This window comes from Aestuariibaculum sp. YM273 (assembly GCF_030908365.1).
Taxonomy (GTDB): Bacteria; Bacteroidota; Bacteroidia; order Flavobacteriales; family Flavobacteriaceae; genus Aestuariibaculum; species Aestuariibaculum marinum.
Genome location: NZ_CP133090.1, coordinates 1,609,910 through 1,626,849, shown reverse-complemented (window position 1 = coordinate 1,626,849; position 16,940 = coordinate 1,609,910). Strand labels below are relative to the sequence as shown.

Genomic DNA, 16,940 nt, shown 5'->3' with positions numbered 1-16,940 from the left:
TTATAATACTATGCCCAAAAAAACCATTTTAAAACAGATTTTAATCTGGAGAGCCAAATACATTTCTCACAGGCAGTTTATTTATATTCTAAGTATTATAATAGGTTTCACATCTGGAGTTGGTGCCGTTGTATTAAAAAACTTAACGCACTTTATTCAGCACTTATTAGAAGGGAAACTTATCGCAGATTATCATCATGCTTTTTATTTCTTGTTCCCAATCATTGGTTTAGCACTAGTGTATTTAATTATTAAATATGTTATAAGGAACAAAGTAAGCCATGGTATCCCTTCTACCCTTTACGCTATGGCTAAGCGCAAAGGTATTATGAAACGCTATCAAATGTTTGGTTCTATTTTAACGGCTCCTCTTACCGTTGGTTTTGGAGGGTCGGTAGGTTTAGAGGGTCCAACAGTGGCAACAGGTGCTGCGCTTGGATCTAACATTTCGAGGATGTTTCACATGAATCAAACCTCGAGAAATCTTCTTATTGGTTGTGCCGCAGCCGGAGCTATGAGTTCTATTTTTAAAGCTCCAATTGCTGCTATTATTTTTGCTATAGAAGTTTTTAGTTTAGACTTAACCATTGCTTCGATGTTGCCCCTGCTTTTGGCATCGCTTTCAGCTATTTTAACATCATACTTTTTCTTTGGAGATGACATCCTATTACCTTTTAGAATTGAAGACAAATTCTACATTGACGACGCCCCTTTTTATATTATTCTTGGTGTTGTCGCTGCATTCATTTCTATTTATTTTACTGAAATATATGATAGAATTCATACGTTTTTCGATAAGATTGAATCTCCCGTAAAACGATTAATCATTGGAGGGTTAGGACTTGGGCTTTTAATATTTTTAATTCCACCTCTATATGGTGAAGGTTTCGATGTCATCAACAATTTAATTATTGGTAACCCCGAAAAAGCATTACAAAGCAACCTGTTTCATATGGATACCGATAACATCTGGATTGTCGTTATGTTATTAGGCGGACTCATTTTCTTTAAAATTATTGCCAGCTGCTTAACCTTTGGGGCAGGCGGCGTTGGTGGTATTTTTGCACCTGTTTTATTTATGGGAAGTATTATGGGCAACGCTTTGGCAAAAATTATAAACCACTGTGGGCTATTTAACGAACCTGTTTCCGAGAGTAATTTTACTCTTGTTGGTATGGCCGGGCTACTTGCAGGTGTGCTTCATGCCCCGCTTACTGCAATCTTCTTAATTGCAGAACTTACAGGAGGGTACGAACTTTTTATTCCTTTAATGTTAACCGCCACCATTTCGTTTAGCATTACCAAATACTTTAAAACGCACTCTGTTTATAATATGGAGTTAGGTCGAAAAGGTGAACTTATTACCCACGATAAAGACCACGCCGTATTAACTTTAATGGATATTGATAAAGTAATTGAAACCAACTTCATATCGATTACTCCTGAAATGAACCTGGAACAAATGATTCATACGGCCGTAATTAAATCTAACCGAAATATTTTCCCCGTTGTAAAACAAGACACACAAAAGCTTCAAGGAATTATATTATTAGATGATTTGCGTCCAATTATGTTCGACCAGTCTCTGTACAAAGAAGTTGTTGCCACCGATGTTATGCAAAAACCACCTGCAGTTATCAATTTAGATAAAGATAAAATGACTGACATCATGCAAAAATTCCAGGATAGTAGTGCTTGGAATTTACCTGTCACCAAAAACGGTATCTATTTTGGTTTTATTTCAAAATCTAAATTATTAACAGCTTACCGCAGACAATTAATCACATTACAGGTAAATTCGTAATATAACATACGTTCAAAAGCATTTATTTATTAACTTTATAAGCATGTCTTTTGAAGCAAAAAGCCTGTTACGTAAATTTTTAATCTGGAAATACAAACATATTTCCGAGCGACAATTTATTTATATTTTAAGTGTACTGGTGGGCATGCTTGCCGGTGTTGGTACCGTGGTACTAAAAAACCTAACACATTTTATTCGATCGCTTCTAGAGCTAAACCTGTTTAAAAACTATCAGAACACCTTATATTTTATCTTTCCGATAATTGGATTAGTTCTGGTGTTCATTATAAAACAAACCTGGCTCAAAAAACATATAGGTCATGGTATTTCTACCACCTTATATGGCTTATCTAAACTCAATGGGATTCTACCAAGATATAATATTTATGCAGCGTTAATCACTGCTCCACTAACCGCTGGTTTTGGTGGGTCGGTAGGATTGCAAGGTCCTGCTGTAAGTGTTGGCTCGGCTTTAGGCTCCAATACAGCTCAGCTGTTTCATATGAATACCAAAACCCGATTACTTTTAATCGGCTGTGCATCTGCAGGCGCCATGGCTTCAATGTTTAAGGCTCCTATTGCCGCGATTGTCTTTGCAGTAGAAATCTTTAGTCTCGATATTGCCTTTACCTCTTTAGTTCCTTTACTTTTAGCATCGGTTTCAGCGGTAATAACATCTTATATGTTTTTAGGAACGGATGTATTATTACATGTTATTATTAAAGACTCTTTCAACTTTAACGATATTCCCATTTATATCTTACTAGGAGTGGTTACAGCATTTACGTCAGTGTACTTTTCAAAAGTGTTTTTTGGAATCACTAATTTTTTTAAACAATTTGAAAGCCGGGCAAAACGTCTTTTAATCGGTGGACTTGCCATTGGCACTATGCTGTATTTTATTCCGCCGCTTTATGGTGAAGGTTATGGCATTATGAATAACCTTTTAAAAGGCGATCATCTATCTGCTATAAATACCACGCCATTTAAAAACCTAGATCTATCTAATATTTGGATTGTTATCGCCATGCTTTTAGGCATTACTGTATTTAAAGCCATTGCAATGACCACCACATTTGGAGCCGGTGGCGTTGGAGGCATCTTCATCCCAACACTAATTATGGGTAGTGCTTTAGGTAATGCCTTTGCCAAAATTGTAAATAATATTGGTTTAGGGTTCTCGGTTAACGAAGCTAATTTTACACTATTGGGGATGACCGGGTTAATGGCTGGTGTCCTTCATGCCCCTTTAACAGCCATATTTTTAATTGCTGAAATTACAAGTGGGCATGAGTTATTTGTTCCCTTAATGATTGTAGCTGCAATTTCATTTGCCATTACGAAATATTACGTATCACACTCCATTTACACCATGAAACTGGCAGAGCGCGGTGAACTTATGACACATGATAAAGACCAAAACACCCTCATCGCATTAGATATTGATAAGGTTATAGAAACTAATTTCGTCAAGCTAAAACCAGATATGTCTCTGGGGTATATTTTAAATGAAGCCGTAGCTAAATCTTCGAGAAATCATTTTCCTGTTGTAAACGACGATAATGAATTTTTAGGTGTAATAAGGCTCGATGATATACGACATATGATGTTTAATGCCGATCTTTACGACAAAGTTAGTGTTACCGATATTATGCATGCCGATGCCGGTATCATTAACTACGATGACGACACTATGAACGATATCATGGAAAAATTCAAATCTACCGGAGCCTGGAATTTACCAGTGGTAAAATCTGGAAAATACTTCGGTTACATTTCTAAATCCAAATTATTAACTGCCTACAGAAGGCAACTATTAAAATTCACCAAATAACGCATGAAATATCTTATCATTATAATATTCCTTTTAGTTTTTACCAGCATTATTACAGGCCTGGTCATTGACACTTCATATTCACAAAAACTTATTGGCTTTGGCGTAATGGGTCTCTTTTTTGTGGCATTTCCGTTATTTGCGTATTACCGCTGGAAAGACAAAAACATTAAAGACTATATGATTACAAAAGAAAATTTAGAAGAAATGCGTAAATCGCAAGAAAAGAAGAAATACTAATTATTTGAGCGTAACCCTATAAAGCTCCATTTGCTGCGCACTTTACATAGTACATTCAATCTCTAACGCAACTAGTTCAAATTTCGTTTTTCAATAAAAAAACGTTTCATTAATTCTGAAGCTTGAGCTTCCAGAACACCACCCTTCATGATAGTTTTTGGGTGCAACTTAGTATTCAAATTAATACAACCCCGTTGCTCATCTCTGGCGCCATAAACAATATTTGAAATCTGGCTCCAGTACAAGGCCCCGGCACACATCTGGCAAGGTTCTAAAGTGACGTACAACGTACAATTTTGAAGATACTTCCCTCCTAAAAAATTAGCAGCCGCCGTAATCGCCTGCATTTCGGCATGAGCTGTTACGTCATTTAAAGTTTCTGTTAAATTATGTCCTCGTGCAATAATTCTATTATCAATAACAATAACAGCACCAACAGGAATTTCTCCTTTTTCAAAAGCTAGTTCGGCTTCCTGAAGCGCGCGTTTCATAAAATAGGTATCGTCAAACGGGTTTTCCATAATTCAAATATACAATTTCATATTGCTATAATATCTCGCTTTCAATTAATTTACCCCATAATATTTTAAATCTATATGATCAATAAAATCTGTACTTTTGCCTCGTGCGAAACACCTTATTACATAGTATCAATTCCCCTAAAGACCTGCGTCTTTTAAAGCCAGAGCAATTACCACAATTGGCTCAGGAATTACGTGAATTTATTATTAATATTATCGCAGTTAAAGAAGGGCATTTAGGAGCCAGCTTAGGCGTTATAGAATTAACCATTGCACTACATTATGTATTTAACACCCCGGAAGACCAACTCATTTGGGATGTAGGCCATCAGGCTTACGGGCATAAAATATTAACAGAACGTAAAGCGGTGTTTCATACTAATCGTCAATTAGGTGGTATTTGCGGATTCCCAAAACGCGACGAAAGTATTTATGACACCTTTGGTGTTGGTCACTCCTCGACTTCAATTTCTGCAGCGCTAGGTATGGCCATTGCTTCAAAACTAAAAGGCGAAACCGAAAAGCAACATATTGCAGTTATTGGAGATGCTTCCATCGCTAGCGGTATGGCTTTTGAAGGGTTAAACCACGCCGGAGTAACAGATGCTAACCTGATAGTTATTTTAAACGATAACGCCATAGGAATCGATCCGAGTGTTGGCGCCCTAAAAATGTATTTAACCAACGTTAAAAAGGGCACTCAAAAACAAGACAATATATTTGAAGCCCTGAATTTTGACTATTCCGGACCTATTGACGGACATGATTTAGATGCTATAATTTCAGAATTAGAACGTTTAAAAACGGTAAAGGGCCCTAAATTTTTACACATTATTACCACCAAAGGCAAAGGCTTACGCCAAGCTGAAGAAGACCAGGTTAGATACCATGCACCGGGAAAATTCGATTCTGAAACGGGAGAACTGATTCCGAAATCGACATCGAAAATTCCGAAATATCAAGATGTATTTGGGCATACCATAGTAGAATTAGCTAAGCAGAACAAAAATATTGTCGGTATTACTCCCGCTATGCCAACAGGCAGTTCATTAAAATACATGATGGCCCAACTGCCGGACCGTGCTTTTGATGTAGGTATCGCAGAGCAGCATGCGGTTACCCTTGCTGCGGGTATGGTTACTCAAGGATTAATTCCGTTTTGTAATATCTATTCCACATTTTTACAGCGCGCTTACGACCAAATTATTCATGATGTAGCAATTCAAAACCTGCCTGTAATATTCTGTTTGGATCGTGCGGGATTGGTTGGTGAAGATGGCGCGACCCATCATGGTGTTTACGACTTATCATATTTACGATGTATTCCGAATCTTATTATTTTTGCGCCTAGAAATGAAATGGAGCTTCGCAATATCATGTATACAGCACAATTGGGCTTAAACCACCCGATTGCTATTCGTTATCCGAGGGGTCGTGGTATTACTGCTGACTGGAAGCAACCATTTGAAGCTATTGAACTTGGAACCGGAATTACACTTAAGAAAGGTGATAAAATAGCCGTTTTAAGTATTGGAACCATTGCTAAAAATGCAACCGAAGCCATTGAACAATCTAACAATCCTAAGGCTATTGCCCATTACGATTTACGTTTTGTAAAACCTTTAGATGAACGACTGCTTCATAACATCTTCAAAAATCATAAAACACTTATTACCATAGAAGATAATTCAATTAAAGGTGGATTTGGATCGGCAATTTTAGAATTTGCAGCTTCTAACAATTACAAAAACGATATTAAAGTTTTAGGAATTCCGGATGCTGTTATTGACCATGCCAGTGTTGCTGAACTTCAAGAACAAATTGGTTTAGATGCTCATCATCTATCAAAATTGCTAAACGACATATTAACGACCTGATTTGCCGACTTCTTATCGCAACAAAAATAAAACCTAGCCATCTCTTCTCCGGCAAAAACATCTAAAAGGTGACAAAAGTCACATAGCATTTTAAATCCCTATCGTAATTTTACAATTGGGTTGTACACCGTATCTACTGTCAATAATTATATATAAAATCATGAGTAAAGTAATTAAAATTTTAGGAACCGGTTGTCCGAAATGCCAATCGATGACCAATGTTGTTAAAGACGTTGTTAGCACAAATAATATTGATGCAAGCATTGAAAAAGTTGAAGATATTGTAAAAATCATGAAATTCAATATCATGACAACACCTGCTTTAGTTATTGACGATGTCATTACCATAAAAGGACGAGTGCCTACAAAAGACGAAGTACTTACCCTTTTAAACTAGTAAAAATCTAACCATGGATGGTTTTACTAAAGCTTTACATATTGAAAGTTACAAAACAAGTTTCGAACATCTGTAATTATGTTTGATTGGTTGCAACATATTGCAGATTGGCTGGTTTACGACCTTATAGATTTAGACCAAGAACAACATCTGGCTGAAGCTTTAAACTTCTTCATTTATGATACCGTCAAAATTCTAATTTTACTCGTTATTGTTATCTTTTTTATGGGTATTGTAAATAGCTACTTCCCCATAGATAAGGTTAAAAATTATCTATCAAGAAAAAAACTATACGGCCTGGAATACCTTATGGCGAGTCTTTTTGGAGTAGTTACACCATTTTGCTCCTGTTCTTCGGTTCCTTTATTTATTGGTTTTGTAAGAGGAGGCATCCCTCTAGGGGTTACATTCGCCTTTTTAATTACCTCACCTTTAGTGAATGAAGTCGCCATTGGTTTATTTATAGGCTTATTCGGAATAAAAACGACACTATTATATATAATTAGCGGCGTATTGCTTGGCACCATATCCGGAATCATTCTTCAAAATCTAAAACTTGAAGGCTACTTAACACCCTGGGTGAAAGATATTTTGGCAAACGCACAAAAAGAACAAGACTTATTTAAAGCAGAAAAGCAAACCTTCACCCAACGTTTACCTATAATATGGACTGAAGTTTTAAACATTCTAAAAGGCATAGTACCATATGTAATTGTCGGAATTGCCATTGGCGGAATCATGCACGGCTATATTCCTGAAGGCTTTTTCGAAAAATTCATGTCTAAAGACAACCTGTTTGCGGTTCCACTTGCAACTATTTTATCTGTACCCATGTACTCGAACGCATCAGGCATCCTGCCTATTGTTCAGGTATTAGTCTCTAAAGGCATTCCTTTAGGAACAGCCATCGCCTTTATGATGGGGGTGGTTGGCTTATCGTTACCCGAAGCTATGCTATTAAAAAAGGTAATGACCTTAAAACTAATTGCCATATTTTTTAGTGTGGTAACCCTGTGTATTATCATTTCAGGATACCTCTTCAATATCATCTTATAACCACTAAAAACTAATTCCCTTTATTTTTTTATAATCTAAAATCGCCTTGCTATCAGATAATAAAGAGACGTAGTAACATACGCCGGAAAGGCGAGCATACAAGCTTGGACTATCGGTTTTTATATTCTTCGGAAGACCATTTAATATAAGTTCGTCATAATTAGAAGCCGTACCGTTAAAACTATTGTTCACCGCAGCAGTGTAGGTTTCCAATAGGGTATTAATCACACCGTAACCTGCAATTTCTTTATCGATGACTTCAGTAGACTGATAAATATTTTCGATACTTATTTTAATGATATCGTTAATCTGTGCTTCGTATTTACTTTTGTCTAGCAATGCGCAATCGAAATCGCCATTTAAAATAGCTTCTTCATTTTCCATAAAGATATCGACCGCTTCATTAATTAAAGACCCAATGGCCAAGGCACGCAAATACCCTATACGATCCTCCTTGGTGGATAAGGCATAATAATTCTCAGGTCTTATAGTATGACGAATGATTTTGGACAAATACTCTAATGCATATTCTTCCTGAATAAGACCTAGATTAATCCCATCTTCAAAGTCGATGATGGTATAACAGATATCGTCTGCCGCTTCGACTAAAAATGTTAAAGGATGACGCGCATAACTAACACTATCTTCACTACGCTTAATCAAACCAAGTTCTTCGGCAATATCTACATAAGCTTCCTTTTCACTTTGAAAAAACCCGTATTTCTTATCAGCAATATGCGTTGTTGGCTTTTTAGGCAACGACTCTTTAGGATATTTAGTAAAGGCTCCAAGCGTCGCATAACTTAAACGTAACCCTCCTATTCGTCCGGCGCGATCTTCGGTTAAAATTTTAAATCCGTTAGCATTTCCTTCAAAATCACATAAATCCTGATATTCCTTTGCGGTTAATTCGTCTTTATATTTTAAACCTTCTCCCGTTTTAAAGAATTCTCCAATAGCCTTTTCTCCCGAATGCCCGAACGGCGGATTTCCAATATCGTGTGCTAAGGCAGCTGCAGCCACAATAGCACCGAAATCGTTAGCCTGATAACCATGTACTTTTTGTAAATGCGGGTGTTTTTCCAATAACTTTTTACCAACCAAACGACCTAGCGAACGACCAACCACGCTAACTTCCAGACTGTGCGTTAATCGGGTATGTACAAAATCGGTTTCCGATAAGGGAATCACCTGTGTTTTATCTTGTAAACTTCTAAATTCTGATGAAAAAATAATACGATCGTAATCCACCTCGAAACCCAAACGTGTTTCATCCTGTTCTTTTCTAAGTCGTTTATTTGTATCACCAAAACGTTTTAAAGATAATAGTTGTTCCCAGTTCATAATATCATGTTAATGCATGGCAAGATAGTTAAATTCACCAATATTTACCCGGGTTTTATTTCTCAATAACTGTGTTCAGATAAGCTTTATTAACGTTAAGATAACATTAAATAAAGATTGTTTAATATTTACATAACACAATACTCGTCTTTAAGCTTTTAATTTGCAGTCTATTAAAAAAACACATATAAATGAAAGGTTTATTTTTTGTAGCCGCAATGTTAATTTCAACACTATCTTTTAGCCAAAACACAGGCTTAGTTGTTGGAAAAATTATGGATGCCGAGGTAAATAATGCGCCTTTAGTTTTAGCTAATGTAACGATTAAAGGAACAGAAACAAAAGTAGACACCGATCAAACCGGATTGTTTTTATTAGAAAACCTGGAAGCCGGAGATTATACCTTAGTGTGTAGTTTTGTAGGTTACGAAACAAAAGAAATTAACGTGCATGTAGATGCTTTTGAGCCTACTGAATTAAAACTATCGTTAGCAGCCAGCACCATCTCTTTAGACGAGCTAGCATTATTAACCAGCACTGCTGATAAAGGAGACAAAGCTTTACCACAAGGGTAATCAAAATATAGTATATATTAGGGATTAAAAATATATATTCGAGTAGTCTGCAAAGCCAATAACCAAGTTATTGGCTTTGTTATTTTAATGACTGTTTTTTTTAAAAAATCACATTAAAACTTTATTGATTTTTACAAACTTCCAATGTTAAGTTAACGTTTACAAACATTAAATCTCATAACATTAACATAACGCTTTTATTACCATTGTTTAACTTCTAGGTAACGATGCGTTCATACAACGTGACGTTCTTTGCAGCAGATAAAAACTAACATTTTATGAAAAAATTTACTGTATTGCTAATGCTTTTAGTAGGAGCAATGTCATACGCCCAAACCACTGGTTCTGTGGTTGGTAAACTTACAGATAAGGAATACAATAACGAACCATTAGCCTTTGCTAATGTTATTATTAAAGGTACCACTACAGGTACAACTTCAGACTTCGATGGATTATATAGTCTGGAGAATTTACAACCAGGTGAACTAACATTAATTTTTAGTTTCGTGGGTTACGAAACTCAGGAAATTCCTGTTACTATTGTTGCTGGCAAAGTAGTAGAAATTAACGTACCTATGGGTGCTAGTGCAGCCTCATTAAGTGAGGTTGTTATTACCACAACTACAAAACGTGAAAGTGAAACCGCATTATTATTAGAGCAAAAGAAAGCCGTTCTTATTAAAGAAAGTATTGGTGCTGAGCGTTTATCTAAAATTGGAGTATCTGATGCATCTGCGGCTACTGAAAAAATATCGGGAGTTACTAAAAGTGAAGGATCTGGTGATATTTATATTAGAGGTCTAGGAGACCGTTATTTATCAACAACATTAAACGGTTTACCAATTCCTTCTGATGATGTCAACAATAAAAACATCAACTTAAACCTGTTCTCTACTAATATCATTGAAAATGTTGGTATTAGTAAAACATACGCTACATCTAGCTACGCTGATCAAAGTTCTGGTAACGTTGATATTTCATCTAAAGGCTATTCTTCAAAAGAATTCGATATCCAATTATCATCTGGATACAATACTAACGTTTTAGGTAAAAACGGTTTTAAAACCAGTATCGTTTCTGAAGATGCGACTTTCGGATTCCACAAAAAACAATACGCACTTGTAGATTTAATTACCAGACAAGGCTGGGAACCTGTAAACACAAAAAATATTGGAAACTACGGTATTAAATTATCTGGAGGTACAAAATTTGATGTATTCGGAAAACAAGTAAAATTATTTGCTGCTGGTTCTCACTCGAAATCTTACGACTATAGAGAAGGTGTATTTAAAAGTTACAGGTCTAACGTTTTAGACAACTCATTTAACGACGTAGAGCAATATAACACTAGAACAAGCTCTACTGGTTATGTTGATTTAGGCTTAAAGCTTGACGATAACAACAACATTCGATTAACGAGTTTATCAGTAAACACCAGTAACGACCAGGTTTACGAGCAAGGTAGAAACGGTGAAGGTTATGTTTTCGATCAAGACCCTAAAGAAGATGGTGCTTTTGTTAGAGACCAAAACTTCAAACAAACTACCATGTTAGTTAATCAATTAGCAGGTACTCATCATATCTCTGAGAAAAACGAATTAAAATGGGCTGGAGGTTTTAACTACGTATTCGCACAAGAGCCTAACAGAATTAGAAATGAAGCTAACATTTTTGAAGAAGAAGGCTATGTACAATATGCTCACGTTGGTGATTACCAACAAAGAAAATCTAGCCAAAAAATTGAAGATACAGAATACAACGCATTTATCTCTGACGCTATCGAATTCGGTAAATTAGATGAAGACGACATGTCGCCATTCAAATTACATGTTGGTGCAGACTTCCGTCAAAAAGATCGTGTATTTAGCTCTCAATTTATTGGTGTAAGAGCTCGTGGTTTCCAAGTACCAGATGTAGATAGTTTCTCGTTAACCTTTACACCTGATAATTTTGAAAATGGTTTAGTTTTACGCGAAGGTGTTGCAGACCGTTACGATGCCGACTTAAACATCATGGCTGGTTATGCAAACTTAGATTTTGGAATCAACAAACGTTTCTCAGGTAATGCCGGTGTGCGTTTTGAAAGAGATGAGATTAATGTACTTTGGGATGTTAACAACTATGTTGGTCGTGTAGGGCAAACTACAAAAGAATATACAGGACTTTACCCAAGTGTAAACTTAAAGTATGAATTAAACGAAAAACAGTATTTACGTTTAGCTTCTAGTTTAACACAAACTTTACCAGAGTTTAAAGAAATCGCTCCATTCGAGTACGTTTCTCCAACTGGTCGTATTACAAGAGGTACACCAACCTTAGAGAAATCTGATGTATTTAACATGGATTTAAAGTATGAATTATTCCCAACTAAAGGCGAATTAATTTCAGCTACAGGTTTCTTTAAACAAATTAAAAATCCAATCAACTTAGCACAAAGTAGAGGGTCTTCAGGTGTATTCGAATATCAAAATACAGGTGACCAAGCTGAAGTTTTTGGTTTAGAATTAGAAACAAGATTCGATTTAATTAAAAATGATGAAGAGGAGAGCTTATTAAACTTTAATGCTAACGTTACCAAAATGTGGTTCAACCAAGATTTATACGAAAACTATCAGTATAAAGATGTTACAGAAACCGATTTACAAGGGGCTTCAGATTTAATTTTAAACGGATCGTTAAGCTATAACAGCAATACAGAAAGAGAGTTCAACACTTCTTTAACTGGTAACTATTCATCTGATAAAATCTTTGCTTTAGGTTCTCCTGAAGATTTTGACAACAGCGATGTACTTTACAACGACCAAATCATCGAAAAAGGATTTGTAACTCTAGATTTAGTAGTAAGTAAAGAGATTACAGAAAACCTACAAATTAAATTTGTTGGACGAAACTTATTAAACCCAGAAATCGAGCAAACACAGTTAATCAGAGACATTCCAACTGGAATTGAAACTAACGAAACTGTACAGTCTTACAAGAAAGGAAGTTTATTAAGCTTAAGTTTAAAATACACATTCTAAATAAGTTAACATTGAGTTAACAAAACACATTCGTCGCAAAGCAAAGGGTAACCTAGTTTTAATATTAGGTTAATAGTGAACAAACACTTAGTCCTTTACTTTGCGACGAAATTATTTTGCTTTGAAAAAGCACAACAAAAAACTAATTAAAAACAAAATGAAAAAATCATTCCTAAATTTATTCAAAGCTTTTACTGCATCGGCAGTATTAGTTGTAGCTACAAGCTGTGACTCTGAAGATCCTGCTCCAATTGGAGGTGGCGATACTGAAGTAATGGCTAACTTAAAAGTTGGAGTATTAAACGGTACTTTAAAAGAGTCTTATACACTTGATGCTGCAGTTCAATACGATTTAACAGGTTCATTCATTATTGACGAGGGAGCTATTTTAAACATCCCTGCCGGAACAACAATTGTTGCTGATAATGGTGGAACAGACGTATATATCGCTGCTTTAAAAGGTGGTCAGATAAACATTAACGGAACGGCAAGCAACCCTGTAATTATGTCTTCTGCCGATGGTAACCCTGGAGACTGGGGTGGATTAACACTTTGTGGTAACGCAACAACTACAGCTGGTGTTGATGCTGTTGCCGAAGTAGGTGGATTTATTTACGGTGGTAACGACGATTCAGATAGCTCTGGTGTCATAAGATATTTACAAATTGTTGGTACTGGTGCTCAAATTAACTCTGAGTCTCAGTATAACGGGGTATCTTTCTACGCTGTTGGTTCTGGTACTTTAGTAGATAACGTTGCTGTTATTAACGGTGATGATGATGGTGTTGAGTTCTTTGGTGGTACTGTATCGGTATCTAACTTATATTTAGAAAACAACAGTGATGATTCTATCGACTGGACAGAAGGATGGAGCGGTACTGTAGATAACGCTTATATCTCACACACTGTTGCTGGATTCTCTACTGTTTTTGAAGGAGATAAAGCTAACGGAAATCCTAAATTCAATAACATTACTGCCATCTCTACTGTTGGAGGTACTGCATTACAATTCAAAAAAGAATCTGGTGGAACAATTACCGGTTTATCTTTAAGTGGATATGATGTAGACTTAGATATGAAAGATGCTGGAGCAACTTCAAACGTAGTATTTGTTGATGGGTATTCGCCTGTTGCAATGGTTGAAGATGATGAAACAACTACAGATGTAGACGAAAGTGCATATACTTTTGCTTTAAACACTTCTGTTGTTCCTACAGTAGATGTTGCTGATTTTGATTGGGTAGCATCAGACTTATCTTTTGATACTGCTGTATTACAAGGTGCGGTTACTGGTGAGGTTACTTTAGATGCTTCTGTGAGCTATACATTAAACTCATCTTACATTGTACAAGATGGTGCTTCTTTAACAATCCCTGCTGGAACAAAAATTACTGCTAGAGATGGTGGTACTGGAGTTTACATTGCAGTTTTACAAGGTGGTCAAATCTTTATAGAAGGTACACCGGCTAACCCTGTAGTTATTGCTTCTGCTGCTGGTAACCCTGGAGACTGGGGTGGATTAACCATTTGTGGTAACGCAACAACATCTGCAGGTGTTAACGCTGTTGCTGAAATTGGAGGTTTCATTTACGGAGGTACTACAGACAACGATAACTCTGGTTCTGTTAAAAACTTAGTACTTAAAGGAACTGGTGCTCAAATTAACTCTGAGTCTCAATACAACGGTGTGTCTTTATATGCTGTAGGCTCTGAAACTGTATTAGAAAACATTGCGGTAATTAACGGTGATGATGACGGAATTGAGTTCTTCGGAGGTACTGCTTCGGTAACTAACTTATATTTAGAAAACAACAGTGATGATGCTATCGACTGGACAGAAGGTTGGAACGGAACTGTAGATAACGCTTATATTTCTCATACCGTAGCTGGTTTCTCAACTGCTTTTGAAGGAGATAAAGCTAACGGAAACCCTAAATTCAATAACATTACAGCAATTTCTACTGTTGGTGGTACTGCATTACAGTTTAAAAAAGAATCTGGAGGAACAATCACTGGATTACACTTAACTGGTTATGATGTTGATTTAGACATGAAAGACGGTGGGGCAACTTCAAATGTAATCATAGCAGGATCTGCAGCAGATGCTACTTTAATTACTGGAGAAACTACTTTATACACATTAAATTCTGGTAAAGATGCTACCGCATTAGACATCTCTGCTTGGACATGGATTAACGCTGGCTTATAATATAAGCTTCTTTATAAAACATAAAAAAGCCTCCCAATAGGGAGGCTTTTTTATTTAGTATTTACGTTTTAAAGACCTTTATCGTTCTTCACGTTTGTTTCTTTTAAACTTGCTATTTCATTAGCATTGTAATCTACTTCTTTTACAGTTTCACCAGTATAGTAAAACCATTTGCCGACTTTTTTCCCATTATCATAATTACCTGAAACCGTTTTCTTGCCTTCTTCATTAAAGCTCAACCATTCTCCTTGTAATTTACCATCTGTAGTGTAAAACCCTGTTTGGCTTACCTCTCCATTGTCATGATAGTAAGTTACTTCAATTAAATTGGTATCTTTATTAAACTTTAAGTCTCTTTTTTGTTGTCCAAAAGAAACCACAGTTACTAAAAAGGCCAGAGATAAAATAAACTTTTTCATAATCATGGGGTATTTAACATTAATACAGTAAAGATACGTATTTCGTAACATTTAATCAACACTTACATAACATTAATTTAACATTAGAACCTACACATATTGACTAACAGCTGTTTACACTTTAAAAATTAACATAAGCGAATTAATAATTACTTAATATTGTGGTTACATTTAAATCAAGCTTTTACATTTTATTTGCGTAAGTCTTAAGACAACATTTAGTATTTCATATAATCTATTAGTTTTTGTCGACTACATTATTATGATTTCTGTGGAGACTACCTTGGCCAAGGTAGTCTCTTTTTTTTTACGTACATTTAACATTAAGGAAACATTGGTTTCGTTTTAATATTAGACTTTTGCGCCCGACAAAAACTAAGAATACAATTTATGAAATTTAGATGGAGCCTCGTAGCTATTTTAGTATTAGCTACTAGCACTTTTTTCGCGCAGGAAACCAATGCCCCAAAATTCGGCAAAGGACTTTTTAATTTAGTAGGTAAAGACAGTTCATTTACCATGAAAGTTGGATTCCGTATGCAACTTTTAGGAACATCAACATGGCAGGATGGAGAATCTTTAGAAACAAGTGCGCTAGTAAGGCGTTCACGTTTAAAATTCGATGGTTTTGCCTTTTCACCAAAACTTAAATACAAAATAGAGTTAGGATTATCTAACCGCGATATGTCTGGTGCATCACAATATACCAGCAATTCTCCAAGATATGTTATGGATGCCGTTTTAAAATGGAACTTCGCAGGAAACTTTGTTTTATGGGCAGGACAAACCAAATTACCAGGTAACCGCGAACGTGTTATCTCATCTGCAGATTTACAATTAGTAGATCGTTCGTTAGTAAACAGCCGTTTTAACATTGACCGTGATATGGGACTTCAGTTAAGACATCACTTTAACTTAGGAAACACCTTTATTGTTAAAGAAATTTTATCGATTTCTCAAGGTGAGGGTCGTAATGTAACTACCGGTAACGAAGGCGGACACCAATATACTGGTCGTGTTGAATTATACCCATTTGGTGATTTTCAAAGTAAAGGAGATTATAAGGGATCGGATTTAAAACGCGAACACACACCTAAATTAGCTGTTGGTGCCACCTATAACTTTAACAATAATGCTGTAAGAAACCGTGGTAACATGGGGTCTTACATGGAAACAGACGAAGGTCTTTACGAAACAAATATTTCCGCTATCTTTATAGACGCAATGTTTAAGTACAGAGGGTTCTCTTTTATGGGAGAATTTGCTAATAGAACCGCTGATGATCCGTTTGCCAAAAATGCAGATGGTAGTTTAACTGGTGATGAAGTACAAGTAGGTAATGGATATAACTTAATGTCTGGTTATTTGTTTAAAAACAACTGGGAAGTAACAGGTAGATATACTAATGTAGAGTTAGATAAAACAATTACCGGTAAAGATCCGGAAACCCAATATACCCTTGGTGTTTCTAAATATTTATCTGGTCATAAATTAAAAGTACAAACGGATATTAGCTACTTAGATGTACCAACCAATACTGGTCAGATCATGTACAGGTTACAGTGCGATATCCACTTTTAAAAGTTAACATTTAGATAACATAACAAAGCAAAACACTAAAGATATTTGCAAACTATTTCAAGT

At 35.9% G+C, this 16,940-nt stretch carries 13 protein-coding genes; 10 read left to right on the top strand and 3 right to left on the bottom strand.

Annotated features, from left to right (window positions below):
• The first annotated feature begins 10 nt into the window (after nt 1-10).
• Genes RBH94_RS06995 through RBH94_RS06985 form a run of 3 tightly spaced genes read left to right on the top strand, consistent with a single transcriptional unit; the run spans nt 11 to nt 3,878 of the window.
• Complete coding sequence (locus RBH94_RS06995) at nt 11-1,804, top strand: chloride channel protein (RefSeq protein ID WP_307882976.1); 1,794 nt, start codon at nt 11-13, stop codon at nt 1,802-1,804.
• A gap of 43 nt (nt 1,805-1,847) precedes the next feature.
• Nucleotides 1,848-3,638, top strand: coding sequence for a chloride channel protein (locus RBH94_RS06990; protein ID WP_307882975.1), 1,791 nt, complete (start codon nt 1,848-1,850; stop codon nt 3,636-3,638).
• Between the two features lie 3 nt (nt 3,639-3,641).
• Entirely contained in the window at nt 3,642-3,878 is a 237-nt protein-coding gene (locus RBH94_RS06985; protein ID WP_307882974.1) for a hypothetical protein, read from the top strand.
• A 71-nt stretch (nt 3,879-3,949) separates the two neighbouring features.
• Here RBH94_RS06985 and RBH94_RS06980 read toward each other — a convergent pair whose 3' ends face one another.
• Nucleotides 3,950-4,399 (bottom strand): nucleoside deaminase, encoded by a 450-nt coding sequence (locus RBH94_RS06980; protein WP_188224068.1) that lies wholly within the window; start codon nt 4,397-4,399, stop codon nt 3,950-3,952.
• Between the two features lie 104 nt (nt 4,400-4,503).
• Between RBH94_RS06980 and dxs the strand changes: the two genes are divergently transcribed.
• From dxs to RBH94_RS06965, 3 genes are all read left to right on the top strand, one after another.
• Nucleotides 4,504-6,276, top strand: coding sequence for a 1-deoxy-D-xylulose-5-phosphate synthase (gene dxs, locus RBH94_RS06975; protein WP_307882973.1), 1,773 nt, complete (start codon nt 4,504-4,506; stop codon nt 6,274-6,276).
• 160 nt (nt 6,277-6,436) lie between these two features.
• Nucleotides 6,437-6,673 carry a thioredoxin family protein gene (locus RBH94_RS06970; RefSeq protein WP_307882972.1) on the top strand — a complete coding sequence of 79 codons (237 nt, stop codon included), beginning with the start codon at nt 6,437-6,439 and terminating at the stop codon, nt 6,671-6,673.
• A gap of 78 nt (nt 6,674-6,751) precedes the next feature.
• Nucleotides 6,752-7,729 (top strand): permease, encoded by a 978-nt coding sequence (locus RBH94_RS06965; protein ID WP_307882971.1) that lies wholly within the window; start codon nt 6,752-6,754, stop codon nt 7,727-7,729.
• A 3-nt stretch (nt 7,730-7,732) separates the two neighbouring features.
• Here the strand turns inward: RBH94_RS06965 and dgt are convergent, their stop codons facing one another.
• Nucleotides 7,733-9,073: a dGTP triphosphohydrolase gene (gene dgt, locus RBH94_RS06960; protein ID WP_307882970.1), complete on the bottom strand. Its 1,341-nt coding sequence runs from the start codon at nt 9,071-9,073 to the stop codon at nt 7,733-7,735.
• A gap of 191 nt (nt 9,074-9,264) precedes the next feature.
• On the opposite strand from dgt, the gene RBH94_RS06955 reads away from it, so the two are divergent.
• From RBH94_RS06955 to RBH94_RS06945, 3 genes are all read left to right on the top strand, one after another.
• Nucleotides 9,265-9,648 (top strand): carboxypeptidase-like regulatory domain-containing protein, encoded by a 384-nt coding sequence (locus RBH94_RS06955; protein WP_188224062.1) that lies wholly within the window; start codon nt 9,265-9,267, stop codon nt 9,646-9,648.
• Between the two features lie 278 nt (nt 9,649-9,926).
• Nucleotides 9,927-12,668 carry a TonB-dependent receptor gene (locus tag RBH94_RS06950; protein ID WP_307882969.1) on the top strand — a complete coding sequence of 914 codons (2,742 nt, stop codon included), beginning with the start codon at nt 9,927-9,929 and terminating at the stop codon, nt 12,666-12,668.
• Nucleotides 12,669-12,825: 157 nt separating this feature from the next.
• Entirely contained in the window at nt 12,826-14,877 is a 2,052-nt protein-coding gene (locus RBH94_RS06945; protein ID WP_307882968.1) for a hypothetical protein, read from the top strand.
• Between the two features lie 68 nt (nt 14,878-14,945).
• Here the strand turns inward: RBH94_RS06945 and RBH94_RS06940 are convergent, their stop codons facing one another.
• On the bottom strand, nt 14,946-15,296 hold the full coding sequence (locus tag RBH94_RS06940) for a toxin-antitoxin system YwqK family antitoxin (protein WP_188224059.1): 351 nt from the start codon (nt 15,294-15,296) through the stop codon (nt 14,946-14,948).
• 390 nt (nt 15,297-15,686) lie between these two features.
• Between RBH94_RS06940 and RBH94_RS06935 the strand changes: the two genes are divergently transcribed.
• Entirely contained in the window at nt 15,687-16,877 is a 1,191-nt protein-coding gene (locus RBH94_RS06935; RefSeq protein ID WP_307882967.1) for a porin, read from the top strand.
• Nucleotides 16,878-16,940 lie beyond the last annotated feature (63 nt).